This is a genomic window from Edaphobacter bradus, from assembly GCF_025685645.1.
In the GTDB taxonomy this organism is placed as follows: domain Bacteria; phylum Acidobacteriota; class Terriglobia; order Terriglobales; family Acidobacteriaceae; genus Edaphobacter; species Edaphobacter bradus.
Map to the genome: position 1 here is coordinate 331,847 of NZ_JAGSYF010000002.1, position 22,298 is coordinate 354,144.

At 58.3% G+C, this 22,298-nt stretch carries 10 protein-coding genes; 4 read left to right on the forward strand and 6 right to left on the reverse strand.

Annotated features, from left to right (window positions below):
* Positions 1 to 12 precede the first annotated feature (12 nt).
* Complete coding sequence (locus OHL16_RS07550; RefSeq protein ID WP_263366503.1) at positions 13 to 1,821, reverse strand: sulfite reductase subunit alpha; 1,809 nt, start codon at positions 1,819 to 1,821, stop codon at positions 13 to 15.
* Positions 1,818 to 3,611: a NirA family protein gene (locus tag OHL16_RS07555; RefSeq protein ID WP_263366504.1), complete on the reverse strand. Its 1,794-nt coding sequence runs from the start codon at positions 3,609 to 3,611 to the stop codon at positions 1,818 to 1,820. Before OHL16_RS07555 ends, OHL16_RS07550 begins: the two co-directional genes overlap by 4 nt.
* 571 nt (positions 3,612 to 4,182) lie before the next feature.
* On the opposite strand from OHL16_RS07555, the gene OHL16_RS07560 reads away from it, so the two are divergent.
* From OHL16_RS07560 to OHL16_RS07570, 3 genes are all read left to right on the forward strand, one after another.
* Complete coding sequence (locus OHL16_RS07560; RefSeq protein ID WP_263366505.1) at positions 4,183 to 5,052, forward strand: formate/nitrite transporter family protein; 870 nt, start codon at positions 4,183 to 4,185, stop codon at positions 5,050 to 5,052.
* Positions 5,053 to 5,156: 104 nt separating this feature from the next.
* Entirely contained in the window at positions 5,157 to 6,650 is a 1,494-nt protein-coding gene (locus OHL16_RS07565) for an alginate export family protein (RefSeq protein WP_263366506.1), read from the forward strand.
* A gap of 54 nt (positions 6,651 to 6,704) precedes the next feature.
* Entirely contained in the window at positions 6,705 to 8,414 is a 1,710-nt protein-coding gene (locus tag OHL16_RS07570; protein WP_263366507.1) for a uroporphyrinogen-III synthase, read from the forward strand.
* Positions 8,415 to 8,425: 11 nt separating this feature from the next.
* Here OHL16_RS07570 and OHL16_RS07575 read toward each other — a convergent pair whose 3' ends face one another.
* On the reverse strand, positions 8,426 to 10,618 hold the full coding sequence (locus OHL16_RS07575; protein ID WP_263366508.1) for a molybdopterin oxidoreductase family protein: 2,193 nt from the start codon (positions 10,616 to 10,618) through the stop codon (positions 8,426 to 8,428).
* Positions 10,615 to 12,153 carry a DmsC/YnfH family molybdoenzyme membrane anchor subunit gene (locus tag OHL16_RS07580; RefSeq protein WP_263366509.1) on the reverse strand — a complete coding sequence of 513 codons (1,539 nt, stop codon included), beginning with the start codon at positions 12,151 to 12,153 and terminating at the stop codon, positions 10,615 to 10,617. The genes OHL16_RS07575 and OHL16_RS07580 overlap by 4 nt, the downstream gene beginning before the upstream one ends.
* 485 nt (positions 12,154 to 12,638) lie before the next feature.
* On the opposite strand from OHL16_RS07580, the gene OHL16_RS07585 reads away from it, so the two are divergent.
* Positions 12,639 to 13,904 (forward strand): nitrate/nitrite transporter, encoded by a 1,266-nt coding sequence (locus tag OHL16_RS07585; protein WP_263366510.1) that lies wholly within the window; start codon positions 12,639 to 12,641, stop codon positions 13,902 to 13,904.
* Between the two features lie 49 nt (positions 13,905 to 13,953).
* On the opposite strand, the gene OHL16_RS07590 is transcribed toward OHL16_RS07585, so the two are convergent.
* Together OHL16_RS07590 and OHL16_RS07595 are read right to left on the reverse strand one after the other, a co-directional pair.
* Positions 13,954 to 14,157 carry a hypothetical protein gene (locus OHL16_RS07590; protein ID WP_263366511.1) on the reverse strand — a complete coding sequence of 68 codons (204 nt, stop codon included), beginning with the start codon at positions 14,155 to 14,157 and terminating at the stop codon, positions 13,954 to 13,956.
* A gap of 386 nt (positions 14,158 to 14,543) precedes the next feature.
* Positions 14,544 to 22,250, reverse strand: coding sequence for a beta-1,3-glucanase family protein (locus tag OHL16_RS07595; protein WP_263366512.1), 7,707 nt, complete (start codon positions 22,248 to 22,250; stop codon positions 14,544 to 14,546).
* Positions 22,251 to 22,298 lie beyond the last annotated feature (48 nt).

Below are 22,298 nucleotides of genomic sequence, written 5' to 3' on the forward strand. Positions count from 1 at the left end.
GCGACGTCCTCTTCAGTAGACATCTCGTTGATATCGGAAGGTATCACCGAGCACATTCACATAGTTCTCCGACTCCTCTTCCGACATCCCGCCTTGTTCCTGCACGATTCGATGTAAAGTCTGACTAACATCCCTGGCCATACGGGTCGCGTCGCCACAAACATAGATGAAGGCTCCTTCATCGAGCCAGGCCCAAAGCTGCTGCGCGTTCTGCTGCATCAGGTCCTGTACGTAAACCTTTTCCTTCTGGTCGCGCGAGAAGGCGGTATCGAGTTGGGTGAGGTGTCCGTCGGACCGCATGTTCTCAAGTTCCTCGCGGTAGAGAAAGTCTGTGGCTGCGCTGCGCTCTCCGAAAAAGAGCCAGTTTCGTCCTGTAGCGGCGGTGGCTCGGCGTTCGTGGAGAAAGGCGCGGAACGGGGCGATGCCGGTTCCTGGACCGATCATAATGACGGATGCGGTTGGGTCTTGTGGAAGACGGAACTTTTTGTTGGGCTGGATATAGAGCGGCAGGCGGTCGCCGACGTTGACCCGGTCTGCCAACAACGTGGAACACACTCCTCCGCGGTCGCGGTCGTAAGTGCGATAACGGACGATGGAGACTGTGGTGTGGACCTGACCACGATGCGCCGAGGGACTGGACGATATCGAGTACAGCCGCGGCATCAGCTTAGGAAGCAGCGTCACGAACTCATCCGGCGAAGAGAACGCTCCCGGGCATTCTTTCAGGAGATCGACCAGATCGCGTCCGTGAAGATAGCGTTCGAGGTCGTCCTGCTTCTCCGGCAGCAGCAGCGTCTGTAACTGAGTGCATTGCGTGAGCGCTCCATATTGTTTGAGCATATTGCGCGACAACCGGGTAATCGCCAGCCTCTCGAGCAGTGCCTGACGCAGCGGAAGTGTGCCGGCTTTGGGTATCTCAACCGGTTCGTTGCCGCTGAAGGGAAGCTGTCCCAGAACAGCATCGACCAGCTCCGGAGAGTTCTGCGGAACCACGCCGCAGGCATCTCCTGCTTCATAACGGACCGAGGAATCATCGATCGCGAAACTCAGATGAATTGTCTGCTTGGTTGACGATGGATGTGTGAGAGGTCGCTTTTCGGCGACTGGTGCGATGTATGGGTTTTCTCGCGTGTGTGCCGTCGGCATGGGCGAACGCACGACCGTCTCAAGGGATGCTTCCGCAGCGCTGCCCGCGTCGTCAACGGTTGCAGAGACCGGATCGACTGGCGGTGCTTGGCGAGCGATCTCGCGGAGGCGCTTCTCCACAGCTTCCTTCCACTTCGCGAAGGGAGCTTTGACGTCTACGTCACTCTCGACGCGGTCCATCAAGCGCACTGCCCCCAGGGAGTCAAGCTTTGCGTCCAGATCCCTGCCGAACTGACAGAACTGTTCGTAATGCGAATCGCCCAGCGCCAGCAATCCATAAGAGAGATTGCCGAGGAGCGGAAAGTGTTGCACACAGAGATGCTGGAAGAAGGGCTGCACCGGGTCTGGAGCCTCACCCTCTCCATACGTGGAAACAATGAAGAGAGCGTAGCGCTCTTCGGCCAGCGTAGCCGGGACGTATCCTTCGAGCGAGTTGAGAGCGATTTCGAAGCCAGCCGCCTTCAGTTCCTTGGCGAGCTTGCGCGCCAGCCCTTCTGCTGTACCGGTCTGCGACCCGTACAGCACGGCGATGCGAAGAGGCTTCTGCGCAGGAGGCGCCGGGGCCGGAGCGTACGAATAGAGCCCTGCGATAAAGCCGTTTAACCATGCCCGCTGAGCTTGCGTGAAAGGCGCTTCTTCGGGGATACGTGGCACCAGCCCTTCGGGAGTGTTCATGCCTGCTCCTGTGTGGAGATCTGGGCCTTGAGCTCTTCGATCTCATGTCTGCGCGTGTAATCGAGAAATGACTCCCCTTCGAGGCGTTTTGCCGTGTAAGCGCTGAAGAGCTTCTCCATCACCAGAGGCAGGTCTGCAAAGCGAATCGCCGATATAAGTTCGCGCCCGAGCCCCTGACGGTCGTCGCTTCCTCCTCCCACAAGTACCTGATAGCCTTCTTCGCCGCCGGCCTTCGTTCCCAACAGGCCGATGTCTCCGATGTAGTGTTGTGCGCAGGAGTGGGGGCAGCCTGTGACATGTAGGTTGAGAGGCTGCTCGATCACGAATCTGTCATCAAGATATTGTGCGAGCTGAACGGCATGGCTCTTTGTATCTGTTGCGGAGAAGCGGCAGCCTTTGTTGCCTGTGCATGCAATTGCAGCTGCGGCAAACGTCCCTGCGGAGTCACTGAGACCGGCAGCGGCGAGAGCATTCCGCGCGGCTTCCAACCTCGCGCCGGAGATGTTGGGAAGGATCAGATTCTGCCAGACGGTGAGACGAATCTCTCTTGAGCCGTACTCATCGGCGATGTCAGCGATGGCTCGCATCTGGGCCACGCTTAGCCTCCCTACCGGCACCGCGACTCCCAGGTAGAAGAGGCCTTGCTGCCGCTGTGGATGCGCGCCCAGATGCCCGCTCGGATCGACCGGCCCACGAGGCTCGCACTCTGCAAGCGGCGACCGCAGCAGAGGGAAGGCCAGGCGCTTCTCCGCCTCATCAAGGAACTTGTCGACTCCCCAATCGTCGATGAGGTACTTGAGGCGCGCCCGTTTGCGGTCCATCCGATCACCGTTCTCGTTGAAGACTCGGATCATAGCCGCCGCTACTGCTATCGCCTGCTCCGGCATAAGTAGCAGGCCGCAATCGGTCGCGAACTGGCGATGGCCGGTGATGCCGCAAAGCTGCACCCGGAAGTAGACGCCTTCAGGCACGCTGCGTCCGGGTAACACACGGGTGGCAACGAAGGCGATGTCATTGGTGTCTGCAACGACGCTGACGCGGCCGCCGCTATCGAAGGCGACGTTGAACTTACGCGGCAGGCCGTAGAGGTCGCGTGAGTTGAGGATGTAAAAGTTCAGCGCCTGCGCGAGTGGGGCAACGTCAATCAGTTCGTGTGAATCGAGTCCGCTGGTAGGGGTTGCCGTAATGTTGCGGATATTGTCAGCCCCCGTTCCTCGCGAGTTCATCCCCAGGCTCTGCACCTTTGTCAGTACGCGCACAATGTCTTTCGGCTGAAATTGCCGGATTTGGATATTGCTGCGGGTTGTGATGTCGGCTTCACCGGCTCCCCAATCCTCAGCCATCTCGGCCAGGCCGCGCATCTGATGCGAGGTCAGGATGCTGCCCGGCGTCCGCAGGCGCAGCATGAAAGAATCCTGCGCCGGAGCGACGTAGAAGAGGCCGTGAAATTTGAAGCGGAAGACGTCACCGGCTTCAGGAAAGCGGTTTTCGCGGGCATGGGCGAGAATCTTCTCCCAGATATCGAGCGGATTCTCTTCGTACTTCCAGCGCTCCTCCTTGCAGAGGTCCTCCACCGGAGTGCCAAAGTAAGCCTCTTCCTGCGACGGCGCAGCCAGGTTTGCCGCACCTGATGCAGCGTCTGCGGTGATGAGTCCGTTTGCCGTGTGTCCGGCAAAGAACGTCTCACCCCGCTTGGCGACAGCGAGAAGAAAGCCGCTCAGGTATTCCTTCTGCTCAAGGGTGAACGTGTCCTGAATTTCCTTGGGAACAATATGAATCGACGCAGCCATCTCTCAGATTCCTCCAGACGAAATGAGTGCCAATAGCCGCTTTGGTGCAGCGCATCACGTGATGCCGGCGCAGCGGCTCATAAGCATTTCAACTGCTCATCCTGGAGCGATAGGTACCGATGCTGTGATTCTGGCAGCATCACTTCTGATAGATGGCACGGATCATGGTGCCACAACAACGAGTATCGGAGAGGACCTCAGCGGGCGATCGAAGTGCGCGATGCCTGCACTCGTTGCGATATGGAACGAGGATACTGCGTTCCCTGTCCGTCCACAAGGGGGATCGCCGCATATTTCTCTGAAGCACAGCGGGCTCTTGAAACCGATAGCGCGTACTGCACTGCATGCCCGGCTCAGTGCAAATATTTCTTGAATTCGCGCCCGCAGGTGTGCTATCACTCACTACACGGAACAGCCTCAAGGGACACCATGGCAGTGTCCGCTGTTCGATCCTCATAGATCTCCTGCTCTCCGCTGAGCAAAACCAATGGCAATCTGACACATGGCTGCGGTAATGCGCCCGCGTGTCCGTAGCTTGTAGCAATCACCTTGCGGACGAGAGGACATTTCTATGGACTACATCAAGCCTTCCGAGGTCGCTGAGACTTTTCTTATCGCTGCTGTGGCTAAATCGAAGCTGCCCGCCGGCCAGCTTCTACTTCGTGGATTTCTCTCCGGTGCTCTGCTCGGTTTTGCAACTGCTGTCGCCTTCACTTCCACTTCGCAAGGCTTGCCTCCGATCGTCGGAGCGATCCTATTCCCGGTAGGCTTCGCGATGATCATCGTTCTGGGCCTCGAACTCGTCACCGGCAGCTTTGCCATGCTGCCAGCCGCAACACTAGCGGGCAAGGTGGGCCCTCTAACCGCAACTACAAACCTTACCTGGGTATTCCTTGGCAATCTGCTCGGCGGATGCTTCTTTGCCTGGCTGTATGCGGCCGTGCAGACGCAGTTCCATCACGTTCCTGCTGCTGGCCCAGCGGCGTTGGTCGTTGCAGCGGCACAGGCGAAGACGGTCGCCTACCACAAACTCGGAGCAGCAGGCATAGGGCTGGCGGCAGTAAAGGCCATCCTATGTAACTGGATGGTATGCATGGGCGTGGTGATGGGGATTACGTCGCGCTCAACTCTTGGCAAGATCGCTGCATGCTGGCTGCCCGTCTTCACCTTCTTCACACTGGGCTACGAACACTCGGTCGTAAACATGTTCGTGATACCCGCTGGCATGCTGATGGGCGCACCGGTTTCTATCCGCGAATGGTGGATATGGAATCAGATTCCAGTCACCATCGGAAATCTCCTCGGAGGGTTTCTCTTCGTGGGACTGCCGATGCTTTGGCTTCGTTCTGAACAAGTACAGAGAGTTGCTCCCGCGGGCCAATCGGCGGAGCCCGGCCCTGAAACGTTCATCGATCCGCAACCGAGCGCCGTCGAAGCCTGACCCAAGACACGCATCGAACTTTTCCTGCTTACAGTGCTGCAGGTTGAGTCTTTCGCAGACCCCAGGGCAACGTATACCTGCCAATAAGCCACGAGGAGAACGACATGTTTAAAAAATATCGTGTTGTAGTAACGGCGATCGCACTGCTGATGATGACCACGGCTCCCGCTTTCTGCCAGGCGCAGGCCCCACCAGGCAACATGCCCGTCAGCATCTCTGTTTACGACCGGACGCGCGCGGATGCGTGGCAGTGGTTCGCGGCGCCTCCTGAATCGGAGACGTACGGTTACGTCGAATCGCTGCTGCGCGTCGGCATTGCGCAGCGCGTTCATCGCGTGGACTGGTCGCTCGAGTTGGCGCAGCCATCCGTGCTTGGCCTGCCAAACGATGCTATCTCTCCGGTATCTGCTCAGGGACAACTCGGGCTCGGTGGAACCTACTATGCGGCTAACAGCAATTCCCACCCCGCTGCGGCCTTCCTGAAGCAGGGATTTGTGCGCTACCACTTCAATAATGGCAGCGACAACGACAGTGCAGTGCGCCTAGGGAGGTTTGAGTTTGTCGAGGGGCAGGAGATGCAGCCGAAGAACTCCGCGATCAACTGGCTGCAAACCAACCGGATTGCTCATCGACTGGTGGGCAACTTCGGATTCTCCAACGCTCAGCGCAGCTTCGACGGCATCGACGCACACTACAGCTCTCGCTCCTGGGACGTTACCGCCATGGTTGGCCGAGCCGATCAGGGCGTCGTCAACATGAACGGTAATCCCGAGCTGAACGTTGACATTCAATACCTTGCGTTCACGCAATCGGCGCTGAAGCAGCACGTCCTGTGGCGTGTCTTCGGCCTCGGCTATCACGACGGACGCACAGGTATCACTAAAACGGACAACCGCGCACTGGCCGTCAGGGCTACGGACCATCGAAACATTCGGGTTGGCACCTACGGCGGCGATTTTCTCGCGACTGTTCCAGCCGGTCAGGGCCAGTTCGACTTCCTCTTTTGGGGCGCGATTCAGAACGGAAGCTGGGGAGTTCTCAGCCACAGTGCCAACGCCGTCGCAGTGGAAGGTGGATACCAGCCAACGAAAACAGCACGGTCCCCGTGGCTGCGTGGTGGATGGTTCCGCGGCAGTGGCGACAGCAACACGACAGACGGCAAGCACAACACCTTCTTTCAGGTGCTGCCGACACCGCGAATCTATGCACGAATTCCGTTCTACAACCTGATGAACAATACAGACGAGTTTATGCAGGTCAACGAGAAGCCCTTCAGCAAGCTCGCTTTACGGGCCGACCTGCAATGGCTGCAACTTACCTCGAACAGTGACCTCTGGTATCAGGGGGGCGGAGCTTTCGACAATAAAGTCTTCGGATACACGGGACGCCCAGGCAACCGATCGTCGTCCTTTGCCTCCGTCGCGGACATTAGCGCCGACTGGCAGGCTACGAAGTCGGTGGGGCTGAACTTTTACTATGCGCACGCCTGGGGCAAAACGGTCGTCAGAAAGATCTATCCCGTAGATCCCAATGCACAGTATGGTTACGTAGAGCTTGTATACCGCTGGGGGACCAACCAGAGAAAAACCCAGAATTGAAGCCACATTTACGATTTTCCTCGAAAATTGCACATTTTGAGATAACAATAGAGAATGGCGAGTGGTAACTTCCAAGGATTGCGGATTCTGGCGCTGGAGAGTCGGCGCGCCACGGAGATCGCAAAGTTGATTCGAACGTATGGCGGTGATCCTACGGTCACGCCCGCCATGCGTGAGATTCCTTTGGACTCCAATTACGAGGCTCTGGACTTCGCCGGCCGCCTCTTTCATGGCGACTACGACCTGGTCATCTTTCTCACTGGAGTTGGGGTTCGCCGCCTCACCGATGTCATCGACTCACGCTACGATCGCGAGCGCTTCGTTGAAGCGCTGCGGCGCGTCAAGATAGCAAGCCGCGGCCCGAAGGTAAGCAGTGCGCTCAAGGAGTTGGGTGTACCAATAGCAGTAACAGTGCCAGAGCCTTGTACGTGGCGCGAGATGATTGGAGCGCTCGACGCCGCATTTGGGCCATCGCTCGAAGGTCTACGTGCAGCTGTTCAGGAGTACGGAGCTCCCAACCATGAGCTGCTCAACGCCCTCTCCGATCATGGCGTTCAGTGCACTCGTGTTCCGGTCTATCAATGGGCGCTTCCGGATGATCTTGAGCCGCTGAAGGACGCAATCCGTTCTATTGCTGCAGGTGAGACGGATGTCATCATCTTTCTCACTGCTGTTCAGGTCATCCACCTCTTCCAGGTAGCCGAGGAGATCGGCGCCACCGACGCGCTGCGTGAGGGAATCGAGCGGACGGTTGTACTTTCCATCGGACCAAGCACGACAGAGGAGCTCGCTCGTCACGGCGTTCGCCCCGACTTTGAACCATCACGCCCAAAGATGGGCTTCCTGATGAACGAAGCTTCTGCGCGCGCAGTTGACTTGCTCGAAGAGAAGCGCGGGCCGGTGGTGAGAACGACCATCACCTCAAGACTTCACGCGGCTGTACAAGGCGCGTCGTCTATCGCAAAGAGCATTCCTTCCACAGCGCCTGTACCAGTGGCCGTCCCCACCTCACTATCGCAATCAAAACAGGAGAGTGAACTCAGCCGTCCGCAGGGCGCGCGTCAATCTAACGCGATTGAACTCATGCACGCCATCGGCCGGAGGATGGCCGCATCCGATCCGCTCCACCTGGTACTGAACCAGATCGTCAGCTTTATTGAGACCCTGCTGCGTTGCGACTCTTGCTTTATCTATGTTCTCGAAGAGAATGAGCTCGTGCTGCGCGCGTCGAAGAATCCACACCCCGACATCATCGACCACCTCGGTATTCGGATTGGCCAGGGCATCACGGGCTGGGTGGCAAAACATCAGGAGCCGGTCTCCATCGACTCCGGAGCTTTGCGCGATCCGCGCTTCCAGTTCTTCAAGGATCTCCCTGAGGACCGGTTTGAAGCATTCCTTTCGGTGCCCATTCTGGCGCGTGGACGGCTGGTTGGCGTCATTAATGTGCAACACCGCAATCCGCACCACTATACGCAGTGGGAAGTTCAGACTATTTCAATGGTTGGGTTTCTGGTGGGCGCCGAGATCGAAATGGCCCGTCTCGAAGGAGAGAAGAATGTTCTCTCCGGCCAGCTCGAGTCGCGCAAGCTCGTGGAGCGCGCCAAGGGTATGCTGCAACGGGAGCTCGGCATCGATGAAGAGCAGGCCTATCGCATGATGCAGAAGGAGAGCCGGCAGCGCAGAAAGAATATGCGCGAGATTGCCGAAGCTGTCATCCTCAGCGAAGAGCTTCGCAGAACCAGCGACACAAGCCAGGCATAGTCTCTGACGACTTACGGTGGCGCGATCGGCATCTTCTCCACCCGCACGGCGCATTGTTTGTAGTTCGGCTCGCGCGATATGGGGTCAAATATATCCTGCGTGACTTCGTTGATGTTCCACTCAGCAAAGTGGAACGGAACAAATACCTGCCCGGGCGCAATCACTTCGGTCACGCGCAACTCCACACCGCGCACCCTGCCTCTTGACGAGACGACATCGACGAGATCGTGGGGCCGCAGCGACAACCCTTTCGCGTCTACTGGATTCATCTCCAGCCAGGCGCGGGGTGAGAGTTGCTCAAGGATCGGAATGGCTCCCGTCTTGGTCCTTGTATGCCAGTGCTCGACGGTCCTTCCGGTATTCAGCACGAGAGGAAACTTCTCCGAAGGCTGTTCGGGAAACGGCGTCCAGTCTACGCAATAGAGTTGTGCTCTCCCATCGGCTGTCTGGAAGCTCCCATTCGTGTAAAGCCGCCGAACCGCGCTGGCCGGGGAGTCTGAGTCTTTCGGGAACGGCCATTGAATGCCGCCGAGCTCTTCGAGCGCCTCATAGGTGATGCCGGAGTAGTCACAGAGCCTGCCCTCTGAGATCCGCTTCCACTCCTCAAAGGCATCCGCCGGCCTCTCCCATCCGGGGAAGAGCTCGTCGTAGCAGCCAAGCTCTCGCGCAAGCCGGAGAAATATCTCGAAGTCGCTGAGAGCTTCGCCCGGAGGCTGAACAGCGGCGTTGACCTTGCTCACACGCCGCTCGGAGTTCGTGTATGTGCCTTCCTTCTCGCCCCAGATCGCCGCAGGCAATACAAGATGCGCGATTTCCGTCGTCGGCGTGGGATGAAAACCATCCTGCACTACCAAGAATTCGAGGCCGCCAAGCGCCTGCTTCAATACGTCAATATTGGGAAACGAGACGAGCGGATTCGTCGCGATAATCCACAGTGCGCGAATCTCCCTTCTGAACACGGCGCTGATGATGTCCGGGTAAGCAAGCCCTCGTTGCATAGGAATGCGCTCTGCAGGAACACCCCAGATTCTGGCAACCTCCTCGCGGTCTTCCGCGCTCTCAAACTTGCGATAGCCCGGCAGACCTGATGTGAACCCGGTCTCGCGCGTGCCCATCGCATTGCATTGGCCGGTGATCGAGAACGGCGATCCGCCGGCACGTCCGACATTCCCCGTGAGCAGCGCAAGGTTATTGATGGCATTCACAGTCTCGGTGCCCTTCGAGCTGTGATTGACACCCATCGTCCATCCGATGAAGCCGGCCTTTGCCGTCCCGTAAAGGTGCGCAACCTTGTGGAGCAGTTCTGTGCTGAGCCCAGTGAGGCTGCTGACATACTCCGGCTCATACTTCTCGAGAAACGCGGAGAGTTCGTCAAAGCCGTTCGTGTGTCGCTGAATATACTCGCGATCGATCAGTCCATCTCGTATGAGGATGTGAGCGATGCCATTCAGTAATGCAAGATCAGAGCGAGGCCGCACCGGCAGATAGATGTCCGCCATCATGGCGGTTTTCGTCACGCGCGGGTCGACGACGATAAGAGTCTTCGGGCGGTTCGCCTCGAGGTGCTGGCATAGAATTGGATGGTTTTCGGCGATGTTGGCACCGATCAGCAGCACCACGTCCGCCTTCGTCATGTCCTCGTACGTTCCAGGAGGGCCGTCGCTGCCAAACGAGCGCTTGTAACCGGCGACCGCAGTCGACATGCAGAGTGTCGTGTTGCCGTCGTAGTTTGAGGTTGTGAGGCCAAGCTGAACCAGCTTCCCGAGCGTATAGAACTCCTCCGTCACCAACTGCCCGGTGCTGATCACGCCCACGGCCTGAGGGCCGTACTGCTCGGCCACGCGTTGAAACTCGCGCGCCATCGTGCCGATCGCCTCACCCCATGAGACGCGGGCAAGGCCATCCTTGCCGCGAAGCAGCGGGTACTGGGCGCGCTTCTCCGCTTCAAGCACGTAGTGCTCGGCTAGCCCCTTGGGGCACAGCTTGCCTCGATTGACAGGGTGATTCGGGTCTCCACGGGATGTCACCACTCTGCCGTCGCGAACTCCAAGCAGCATCCCGCAACCAACAGAGCAATACCCGCACGTCGTCTTGACCCAGCTGTCTGCGACCTTTCGTGCCGAGATGTGTCCCACGGCCGCGTCTTTGCTGAAGGCATACTTCTCGCGCGCGATATCCAACCCGAGCAAGCGGCGCAGCTTCATGCAGCAGGCCTCTCTTTCAGATAGGGCGCAGCCATGTTCTTCGGAACCACGCTGACAAAGAAGAGATAACGCCCCAGCATCTCAAGCCCGATCGAAATTGCGAGACAGGACCCAAGTTGCCAGCGATTTCCGCCCGGCAACGTCAATGCCGTAGCAAGACCTGCCAAGCCGAACAGTCGTGTTGCAAACCACGGCATGAGACGGTAGCGCAGAAGCCCTCCGGAGGCACGCAACTCAAACACATGAGAGCGCCAGAACCACGCCGACTTTACAAGTTGCTGGAGGACAAGCCCTGCCGCGCAACCTGCGGCCACATGACCCAACGCCAGCTTTGTAACAGGCGCGAAGAGGGAGGCGACCAACGGTCCGGTAAGACCTGCGCTGAGATAAAACTCAAACAATGTGTGCGCGCTGTTCCAGGCCGGCCGCGCTGCAACCACGTAGAGCCGGGCGCTACAGTAGACGGCAACCAGCCCAAGCGCAGCAGCGATGACACCCGCTGTCAGATTACCTCTGGCCCCTGTCCATAGCAGTAGGGCGTAGACGACGGCGGCCGCGGCAAACAGCGAGAAGAACAGCACCTCACGGCTAAGCCACGAGCGGCGCCACATGCTAAGCGCGCGAAACGCATAGATAGGCCTGCCGAGATGCATCGTCGACACCCCCAGCGCGAACAGTGCGATCATCACAACCGCAATCGCGGGAGTCCGCTCTATGGTTACGCGCGCGATCGCCTGTGAGGCGCACATCGACACGATGGCTCCCACGGACATCTGCGTAAACACGGTCATCAGAATGAGAGTCCAGTGCGGATGCTCCGGCTCCACGCGCGCGGTGTCCACTCGACCCATGTCCCGAGGCAGGCTCGCATCGACCGTGACTCGGGTGGTGGAGATGCTGTCGTCTGCAGAGGGCAACCCTGGCGCATTCGCCTGCCCGGCATAGTCCTGGCGCCAAGCAGCAATATCGACGATCTCAATCCGAATCGCCTCCTCTGGGCAGGCAGCCACACACGCTGGTTCACGTCCATCGGTAAGACGTCCGTAGCACATATCGCACTTGCCAACGACGCCACGCTCCGGATTGAATTGCGGCACACCATACGAACAGTTCCACGTGCAGTACTGGCACCCGATGCAGCGCTCTGCGCTATGCAACACGATCCCTGTCAGCGGGTCCTTCGTGTAGGCATTTACCGGACATCCGGTCATGCACGTTGGCTCAAGGCAATGATTGCAACCCATCGACAGGTAGTGCCGCATCGTATCAGGGTAGACGCCGCCCTCAATCTCTCCTACGCGACGCCACTGGATCTCAGCCGGATTGCCATTCTGTTCATTGCAGGCAACTACGCAGCACTTGCACCCGATACATTGCGTCATGTCCAGGTGAAACCGGTACTGTTCTCCCGACAGAGGCAGACGGCTTGGCACAAGCGGAACGGAACACGCTGCGCCCTGCGCGTCCTCGAGGGACGACGTCAGCAGAAACTGCTCACCATCTTCCGTTGCTCGATCCAGCAGAGGCAGATCCATAACTCTCTCCATGCCTGATGATCAGGCGAACGATTTGAAAGCGTAAAAAGCCTTTGGGCCGACAGAGTCATCGACCACACCAGAAGCAACCCGCTTCTGGAACAAAGCTCGCCGTGGAGAGAATGCAGCCAGGCACTGACAAGGTGCCGGCAAGAGGAAAGTAAGGCGATGATACCGAAGCCTCGCCGCGCGAGCAAGAGGACTCTTGTCACAAAAGCCGCCTTAGGATACTCTCGCTTCAGAAACGCTCTGTTTCCGGCACCCTGTCAGTGCCGATCGTCTCGCTACGCTCCGCCCGAGACAATCCATCTGAGAACCTCGCGCCCCGAACGCGCAAACGCCGATGTCTACCGACGTGTCCTTGCATCCATTTGTGGGGATGTTGCCGGCCGATATCTTCGTGCTCTCTGCCCTGTGCAGACCAGGCATTGCGCCATCGCGAATCGTCGAATACCCAGAGGCTTCATCCGCCGGAGATCAAAACCATGGAACTCAAGAAGTTTCTTAAGTCGGGACACTTTCCCACTCTTCTCTCTTCGCTGTTCTACTTCGACATCAGCTTCATGGTCTGGGTTCTGCTCGGCCCGCTTGCCCCATTTATAGCGGTGCAACTCAAGCTCTCCGCAACGCAGAAGGGACTCCTCACGGCGATTCCACTGCTCGGAGGGTCGCTCTTCCGCCCGATCCTCGGCATACTTGCGGACCGCATCGGAGGCCGTCGCACCGGCCTGTTGGGAATGATCCTGACACTGGTGCCCTTGGTGATCGGCTGGCGTTTCGCGCATGAACTCTGGCAATACTATGCACTCGGTCTTTTGCTCGGCATTGCCGGGGCCAGCTTCGCCGTAGCCCTCCCCTTGGCCAGCCGCTGGTATCCGCCCGAGCAGCAGGGTCTTGTCCTTGGTCTGGCGGGCGCGGGCAACTCCGGCACTCTGCTCGCGACTCTCTTTGCACCCCGCATTGCACAGCACCTCGGCGTACAGGCCACATTTGCCATCGCCATGATCCCGGTGCTCGCAATCCTGCTCTTCTTTGCCGTCTTCGCCAAAGACAGCCAACGCACAGCTCCTCCCGCATGGGGCGTCTATGGCGCGCTGCTCCGGGAAGCAGATACTTACTGGCTCTCCTTTTTTTATTGCCTCACCTTTGGAGGATTCGTCGGCCTTATCAGTTACCTGACCATCTTCTTCGCCGACCAGTACCACCTCTCCAAAGTACAGGCTGGAGACTTCACCACACTCGTTGTCATAGCAGGAAGTTTTCTTCGCCCGGTCGGCGGCTGGTTTTCGGACAAGATCGGCGGGTACAAGTTTCTTCTCATCGTGCTTTTCAGCGCGGGCCTCTGCTTTGCGTTCACGGCTACAATTCCAGCCATAGCCACGACCACCTGTCTGCTCTTCGCCGGAATGGGAATCCTCGGCATGGGTAACGGCGCTGTCTTCCAATTGGTGCCGTTGCGCTTTCAGAGTCGCGTAGGAATCGCGACCGGCATCGTAGGCGCTGCCGGCGGCTTGGGAGGCTTCTTTCTACCCTCAGGCTTCGGCGTTCTAAAGGAGCACACAGGTCATTACAGTGCCGGGTTCGTAGCTTTGGCATTCTGCTTCTTTTTCGCGTCGCTCGTACTGCTGTTGCTAAGCAGACGATGGCTGTCTAAGTGGGAGCCTGAAGCCGCCCGTTGCGCCGGGATCCTCAACCTTCGCATACCAGGCACGGTCCAGACCGAGTACGAAACAATTCCCTACGTCGAATGAAAAAACACATACTCCGCCAGACTGTCAGTCTTTGGATCCGTCTTCATCGCTACGAGAAATGTTGCGAGCGAGTGGCGAAGGGTGTGAAACTCGAAGCGGCGCCGGCCTTCACTGCTGCGGGCCGAAGATAGTCCGCGACGATCATAGTGGCGGCTCTTGGTTGCTTGCCCTTCAACTTGAAGCTGGCGAAGACCCAGTCAGCCGACGCACCATAGGGGGTCTCACGCTGCCATCGATGGATGTGTTCTGCCAACACCTCATGCAATGGCACAGTTCTGCGGGATGCTTTGGTCTTGGTCGACCCCCACCTTGCCCCCAGTCCATGCTCGACGAATGTGAATGCAGTTCGACTCCACGGCTTTGAAAGCGCGCATGACCGACCTTGAGCACGGCGCCGAGGTTGAAGCAACTTCGATATCGCCGACCATCCTGGAGCGATTGCCTCCCCGACTACGAGCAGTCACTAGACCGCAATTCAAGGGAGGCCCTGTTCGTATCAAGGGATACTCGTGACTCCGCTTGGCAGCGTCTTACATCGAGTTTGGAAATTTGAAAACGATCTGGACCTGGGGTTCAATTTTAAGTCCCTGAGTGAAGGGCGTGGCGCTCACAGCGCGAGCGCCATGCCCTTCAACAGCATTACCAGCCTATGCCGAAGGCCAGATGCTCCGGCTGAGGCGTGGCGATGGTCGTGCTCTGATTGTTGTTGTCATCGTAGGAGAACCCATATGCCAGGCCTCCAATGGAGTGTTTGTGCCAGAACTGCGAATAGAAGTTTGCTGGCGCTGCGCCATAGTAGGCCGATGCGTTCGTCCAGTCCGCAGGGCTGAGGAGAACGTGGCGATTGATCGCCGAGCAGATCTGGTTTTGCAACTGTAGCTGCTTGGCGTTTTCGTCCTGAAGCTGCGGCGTGTTTCCCGGAACCCCAGTTGCCATGGTTCCAGCGCACTCCAGAACATCCTGCGTGGAAGGCTGCTGCACAAGGAAGACCTCGCCGGCATTAGCCGCAGCGGGGTTCACCTCCGTGAAGGTGAAGGTCGATCCCGATGTGGTGCCGGTAAACTGGCGGCCGTTGAGTGTTACCGTGAGCGGGGTGGTATTGAACTGCGCCCACGCACTGGCGATGTAGTTATCGAAGTAGTTAGCATGTGCCCCTCCGGGAGCCATGGACAGCTTGGACGGCGACAGAATGCGAAGGTTAGACATTGTGGGTGGCTGGAATTCGGCCGGGACTTCGCTGGCAAACTCACTGTCGATCTGGGCGACCGATTCGGTGATTCCGACCTGCTGGTGGAATGTACCTCCTGCACCCCAAACGTCGAGCAGAAGAGGCAGACCGAACTGATCGACCTGAGTGGTGTTGATGAAGATCCCGTTCTGGTTGTTGAACTCGTACCAGTCGTAGTGAACGTTGATGTTCGGGTCGGTGGGATTCTGCGGGTTGGGTCCCGCGTACCCCGCCACTCCTCCCTTGCCATCCCCATTGACCTGAACGTACAAGGGTTCGCCGAGCGAGATGTAGGCGCGGGCTGAGATGAAGGTTGGAATCTTCAGCAGCTTGCTCTGTGCAAGCGTGAAGGAGTAGTTGCCGTAGTTCTGACCGTTCTTGGCCAGGTGGCCGGTCGCCGAACTATCATTCAACGTGAAGTCGATGATCGTGCCATCGGGAGTCAGATAGCCAAACTTGTTGGTGTTTGGATCGATTCCGATCACGGTGACGTACACCTGATTGTCGGCCCATGCCCCATTGGTGTTGTTGTTCAGGTCGACTCCGACAAAGCCCGGATAGATCGTGTAGCCCGAGCCTGAATTGTTGACCGTGAGGGCCGCAGCAGCCGAAGTAACCGTACCGTAGGCATTCCCGACGATGACGCTGTACTGGCCGCCATTGTCGTTAGAGGCCAGAACAGGTGTGGTGTAGCTCGCCGCGGTGGCGCCGGAGATGGCGACGCCGTTCTTGCGCCACTGATAGGTGAAGGGACCGGTGCCGCCCGCGACGACAGTGAAGGTCGCGGTGGCGCCGGTGTTGGCGGTCTGGTTCGTGGGTTGAGTGGTGATGGTGGGTGCGGTTGCGGCGGCGTAGACCTCGAACTCATACAGTGAGTAGCCGTACTGCGTTGCCCGAGTGGTTCCGAACATACGAACGTAGCGGGCGCTCACCGGCGGGAAGGTGATGTTTTCCACTCCGCCAGTACCGGCAGACTGGGTGTAGACGGTGCTCCAGGTCTGCTCGTCGTTCGAGACCTGAATCTGGTAGGCCTTGCCATAGGCGTTCTCCCAGCGCAGCACGACCTGTCCAATCGTCTTCGCTGCGCCGAGATCAACCTCCACCCAGGAAGGATCGACGAAGGCAGACGACCAGCGCGTGGTCAGATTGCCATCTACTGCATTGGCCGAACCGAGATTGGCGTTCTCGCTACCGCTTTGCTTGGTCGGTTGATTGAGCGCCAGGTTTGCTCCCACGGGCGCGCCTATGTTGACAGTCACGGTGGCCGGCAAAGAGGTCGTGGACCCGTTGGCGTTCGTGACTACAACCGTAAAGCTGCTACCGCTGTCGCCCGAAGTGAGAATCGGTGTCGTGTAGCTGGTTGAAGTAGCGCCCGGAATAGCAACCCCGTTGCGCTGCCATTGATAAGTGAACGGACCAGTTCCACCGGCTACAACACTGAACGTAGCCGTATTGCCGGCAGCCACTGTTTGGTTGGCAGGCTGGGTGACGATCTGCGGCACGTCAGCACCGTAGACCTCGAACTCATAGAGTGAGTACCCATACTGCGTAGACCTGGCAGTGCCATACATACGGATGTAACGCGCAGTGACTGTGGGGAATGTCAGGGTTTCCACGCCCCCTTGGCCTGCGGTTTGTGTGTAGACCGTATTCCAGGTCTGCAGGTCGTTGGAAACTTGAATCAGGTAAGCGATGCCATGGGCATTCTCCCAGCGCAGCACAACCTTGTTGACTATCGTTGGAGTTCCAAGATCTACCTGGATCCATGAAGGGTCGACAAAAGCTGATGACCAGCGCGTGGTTAGGTTGCCGTCCACCGCATTACCAGGTCCAAGATTGGGATTCTCATCACCGCTTGAGGTAGCCGGTTTGCCGAGCGCCAGGTTCGCGCCACCTGAACCGGAATTGGTGTTGACAGTTAGCGTTGCGTTTGCAGAGGTAACCGAACCGCCTGCGTTCGTCACGGTAACGTGGAACGCGTTGCCGCTGTCCGCCGCTGTGAGGTTGGGAGTTGTATACGTGGCGTTCGTCGCGCCAGCGATGGCAACACCGTTTTTGTACCACTGATAAGTGAATGGACCCGTTCCGCCCGCGACGACGGTAAAGGTCGCGGTGTTGCCGACAGTGGCAGTCTGACTTGCAGGCTGCGTCGTAATGGTCGGAGCATTACTGGTGTTGACAGTTAGCGTTGCGTTTGCAGAGGTGACCGAACCGCCTGCGTTCGTCACGATGACGTAGAACACGCTGCCACTATCCGCCGTTGTGAGGTTAGGAGTTGTATACGTGGCGTTCGCCGCGCCAGCGATGGCAACACCGTTCTTATACCACTGGTAAGTGAATGGACCCGTTCCGCCCGCGACAACGGTAAAGGTCGCGGTGTTGCCGACAGTGGCAGTCTGACTTGCAGGCTGCGTCGCAATGGTCGGAGCATTCACCTGGCCGCCGACCGTCAGGAGGGCTGAGTTGCTGGTGATTGTGCCGCTCCCATTCGAAACTGCCGCGCTGAAGAGCGCGCCATTGTCGGTAGAAGCGGCCGGCTGCGTAATGTAAGTCGGCGCCGTCGCTCCGGGGATGGCAGTGCCATTTTCAAACCACTGGTAGGTTGGCGCAGGTTTTCCCGTCGCAGCCACGGTAAACGTGGCTTGTTTTCCGACAGCTACCGTCGTGGGTTGAGGTTGCGTTTGTATCGAAGGAGCCTGGTCCGCGGATGTTCCCGCGGCGCAGAGTGTCGCGCCGGGGTAGTTATTGGTTACATTCCAGGTCGACGTACCGTCGAAGTTGACGATCGCGGTCTCGGTGGCATCATTTGGATTCACCGTTGATGTCCATGTGTTCCAGACGCCTGGAAACGCGCAGGAAGCGTTGTTGTTGCCGCTGATGTTGAGCGCTTCAGCCTTGGAGGGAAGACGCATATTGATGCTTGAGCAATAGTTTGCCGCATCCACCCCAGTGAATTGCGAACCGGGGGTGGTATCCGTGTGGATGGTGCGGGTCCATGTCAGACCAAGCAGGTTATCAACGACCAGGTTGGGATTGGAGGAATTGACCGTATAGCGCTCTCCCGAGCCGCCGCATTGAGCGACATCGTAGACCTGGAACTCATAGAGCGAGTACCCGTACTGAGTCGCGCGCTGTATTCCCTGCATACGGATGTAGCGGCCCTGCACGGTAGCAAAGCTCAGAGTCTCCGTTCCACCCGCTCCGGCGTTATTGGTGTAAGCCACGTTCCAGGTCGGGTTGGTTGAAGGATCCTCGCTTGTGTAAAGGATCTGATACTGCGTCGCGTATGCATTCTCCCAGTTGATGATGACCGTATTGAATGACTGCACCGAACCAAGATCCACCTGCAGCCAGGATGGGTCGACGCCCGGGACAGGGGGTGATGGAGGCGCGCCTGCCGACGCCGATGCCCACCGGGTACCAAGACTGCCGTCTACGGCATTCTCTGCTCCCAGGCAATTGGCGCCGCTGAACGGTGGAGCCGTCGTTCCATCGCCGCACGTGTTCTGTGTGCTGCTGGAGGTGGCCGGCATATCCAGGGCCAGGTTGATCCCTGGAGGTGCAAGGGTCAGTTTCGCTGCGGCGCTCGTGACAGGAGCATTCGCGGCGTTGTTGACCGTTACCGTGTACGAGCCAACATTGGCAGCACTCATCACTGGAATCGTGTAGCTGATGGTGTTGGAGGTCTGCGTGTTGCTCACAAGGATGGTAGAGGCGCCGCCTGTCGGAGTGAACTGCCATTGGTACGTGTAAGGAGCGGAACCGGCGACTACCGCTGTCAACTGCACCGGCTGGTTTGTCGCAACGATCTGACTGGCAGGCTGGGTTGTGATGCTTACCGGCGTCGCGGCGTTGACGGTGAGCACTGCTGTTAATGATTGAACCTGGTTGAGAGGGTTGCTGACAATGACATAGAAACTCAGCGTTCCCGGAGTCGTGAGGATAGGGGTGGTGAAGCTGTTCTGTGGCCCGGACGCTACCTGCGTGCCATTTTCAAACCACTGGTAATTGAGCTGGGGCGAACCGGTCGCAGCGACGGTCAACGTTGCCGACTGCCCGACAACAATGGTCTGCGAAGCAGGCTGCGTCGTGATGGCTACGTTGGCCGGCTGGCTTACCGAAAGGGTGACGGGGTTCGATGAAACTGTGCCAAAACTGCTTGTGACCGTTACGGAGATACTGTCGCCGTTATCCGCCGTTGTCGTTGCGGCCGTGGTATAGGAGGTTCCAGTTGCTCCCGCGACTGGACTTCCGTTCAGATACCACTGGTAGCTAAGCGTTCCCGAACCGCTGGCCGCAACGGTGAAGGTTGCCTGATAACCAGCTGTTACCGAAGCGTTCACTGGGGGCACGATGATGGACGGTGCTTGCGACTGAACAGGAGCCGGCGGCGCGACGGAAGTCAGCTGGACGCTGCCACTCACAAGCCCCGGCGCGGTTGCGGTCACGGTCACTGTTCCTGGGGTGAAGGTGCTGCGCAGGGCGATCTTAGTCAATCCCCCCTCAAAGTTCAGCTCAGGGTCGCCAGGCGCGTGGAAGAAGGCGTACGGTACGCCCTGGATCACGTTGCTGTTGGCCTTGGAGAACGCATCCTGGTAGTAGTTCGTCCAGGTGGGATCGGCAACATATTGCTGACTGCCGCCCATATAGGTGGCAGGGCCAGTCACCGTGAATGTAACGTTGTCGGCGGCGGTGGGCACAAGGTTGCCCTGCGCATCCTCCACAGCAGCCGTCACAAAGGCCGCGTCGGAACCGTTCGAAGTCCACTGGAAGCTGGTGCCATCCGGCTTCGTCAGCTCCGGAACAGCGCTCAGAACGATCTTGTATTCGGGACCGGCCGTCGTGCGCGTGTCGGTTACGCCAGGGACCGCGTTTCCGGTGTTGTCCAGGCATACCGCGGTGACGGTACCTGGGGCCCAGTTCACCATCCAGTGAACCTGACCAGGCATACCGGTGGTGCTCTGGGTGAGGTCGTTGGAATTGGTGTCCCATGCGTTAGGCGTCTGATCCGCGAGAACGGCTCCCGTGACCGGATCTTTAGCCGCGCCGTTGATCAACAGGCGAACGGAGGGGCAATTGCTGAAAGCATTCTCCTGGATCGGCGTGCCCTGGGTGTACTCATAGGCGCGATTCCAGTGGTGCGCCAGATGGACAACCGGCTGGACGGAGTAAGGGGTCCAGTTCGCCTGATAAATGTAGTAGAGCAGCCTCGGAAATCTGTTCATATCCACCGAGGAATATCCCAGGGAACGGACAAAATTTACCATCTGGGGCTGATTTTGAAACTCCGAGTAGAGACTCACTTCACCCGGCGAGTCGGCGAAGTACCACTGCGCCATACCGAAGGTGTTTGCCGCTCTGCCGTCGCGCCAGTCCTTCAAATAGGGTGCGGCAAACGAGAGTTCGTTATCCCAGGCTAGACCGCGGCCCGTTCCGATGTTGTCCCAATATTCAGCTCCAAACGCGGGATATTGAGGATTAGATTGCTTGTTTCCGACCTCACAACCGGCGCCGTCGCATTCGTTGATGAACGCATACGAAGGCACTCCGGAACGGGTGGCTTGTTTCCGAGGCTGGATCGAATCCCATTGCGCTTCCAAGGTCGCCAGGGTATTCGCGAGGCTCTGATTGTTGCCGCCGTTATCCTCCTCCCAGTCCAGAATCGAAGGATGGCTGCGATCGCGGATGATCATGTCGCGATGCAGTTCCACCTTCAAGGTGGTATCGTCTGCCGATGGGTTTGTGAAATTACCCTCCCCATCGCCACTCGGCTGGTCGATCATGATGCCATAGGCATCTGCCGCCTCCACCAACTCTTCGCTGCTTGTCGAGTGGCCGGGCCGCCAGACATTGCCTCCCCCGGCCGCTATCTGCGCCAGGTCGCGCCACTGCTGCTCTTCCGGAACAGAGGAGCCAAGTGCCGGGTAATCGTAACGTCCAGAACCACCCCACATATAGTGCGCATGACCGTTGAAGTAGGGGAAGTTATTGTCCCAGGTAAGGGTGCGGATACCGAGCGGGCTCTGCGCCGAATCGACCACCACGCCATTGACGCTGACGATGTGGTAGACCTTGTACATATATGGCTTTCCGTAGATCGAGTTGTTCGGATACCACAACGTCGGATTCGGAACTGTAATTTGCTGGTCGAACATCGGCGCCGGCGTGGAGGGGAAGTTGCCCGCCGTCATTGGGCCCACCGATTGCGTGATCGGCGGCGCAGTCACCACGACATTTCCATTCGCATCCACAATCTGCGTGGTCAACGTAACCTGCTGCGTTGTGGCTGTCTCATTGAGAACATTCGTCTGCACTTCGACCACAGCCGAGGCCGCAGTCGCGGTTGCCCCCGCGGCAGGAACTTCAGAGACCGTTCCAACGTACGTGCCCCAGGTCTTCTGATTCGAGTACACATTGATCGGAATATGGACAGGATTGGTGACGTATAGATAGACGTTGCGGAATAGTCCGGCCATGGCCTGGCCGAAGCGGAAGGCCCCAGAGAAACCAGGCTGCTCAAACCAGGGATCCCCTCTGGATACGTCCACCGCAATGACGTTGTCGGTTGCACCGTCGGTGTGCAGATATGGCGTTAGATCGAGAACCACGGGAATGAAACCAACCACGTGCGTTGCCTGCGCATTCGCAGCAACCGCGCTGATGCCCTTCAACAAAGTGCCATTGATGAACACCTGAACTCCGGTGTGCGCACCTTCGATATTGAGCATAAACTTCTGGCCCGCATACTTCGGATCCACCTTGAAGTGCAGACGGTACCAGTTCTCGTTTCCAGTCAACGATCCCTGGCCACCGCCGGAGGTCTGGTTGATGAAGGTGCGGGGTATGTTCGCGTCATAGGGCAAACCAACCTGTTGCCAGTTGCCGGAGCTATCCGAACTCTCCACAAAACCAGGGGACGAATACGCCGTCGAGTTATTTGTATTCTCGAACCACCATTGACTTTGCGGCGCATTGGAGCTCGAGGCGGCGTTCCCGACGTACTCTGGCACTCCTGCCGCAAGATTGATCGACAATCGCTGCGAGAGCGGCAGCGACGGCTCCACCTGCTGCGCCCGGACTTCGCTCGAGCAAAGCACCGCAAACAGGAGCAGGAGCATCACAATACTCTTCCGTATCCCGCCCTCCATGGAACTGGAAGGGCGAAG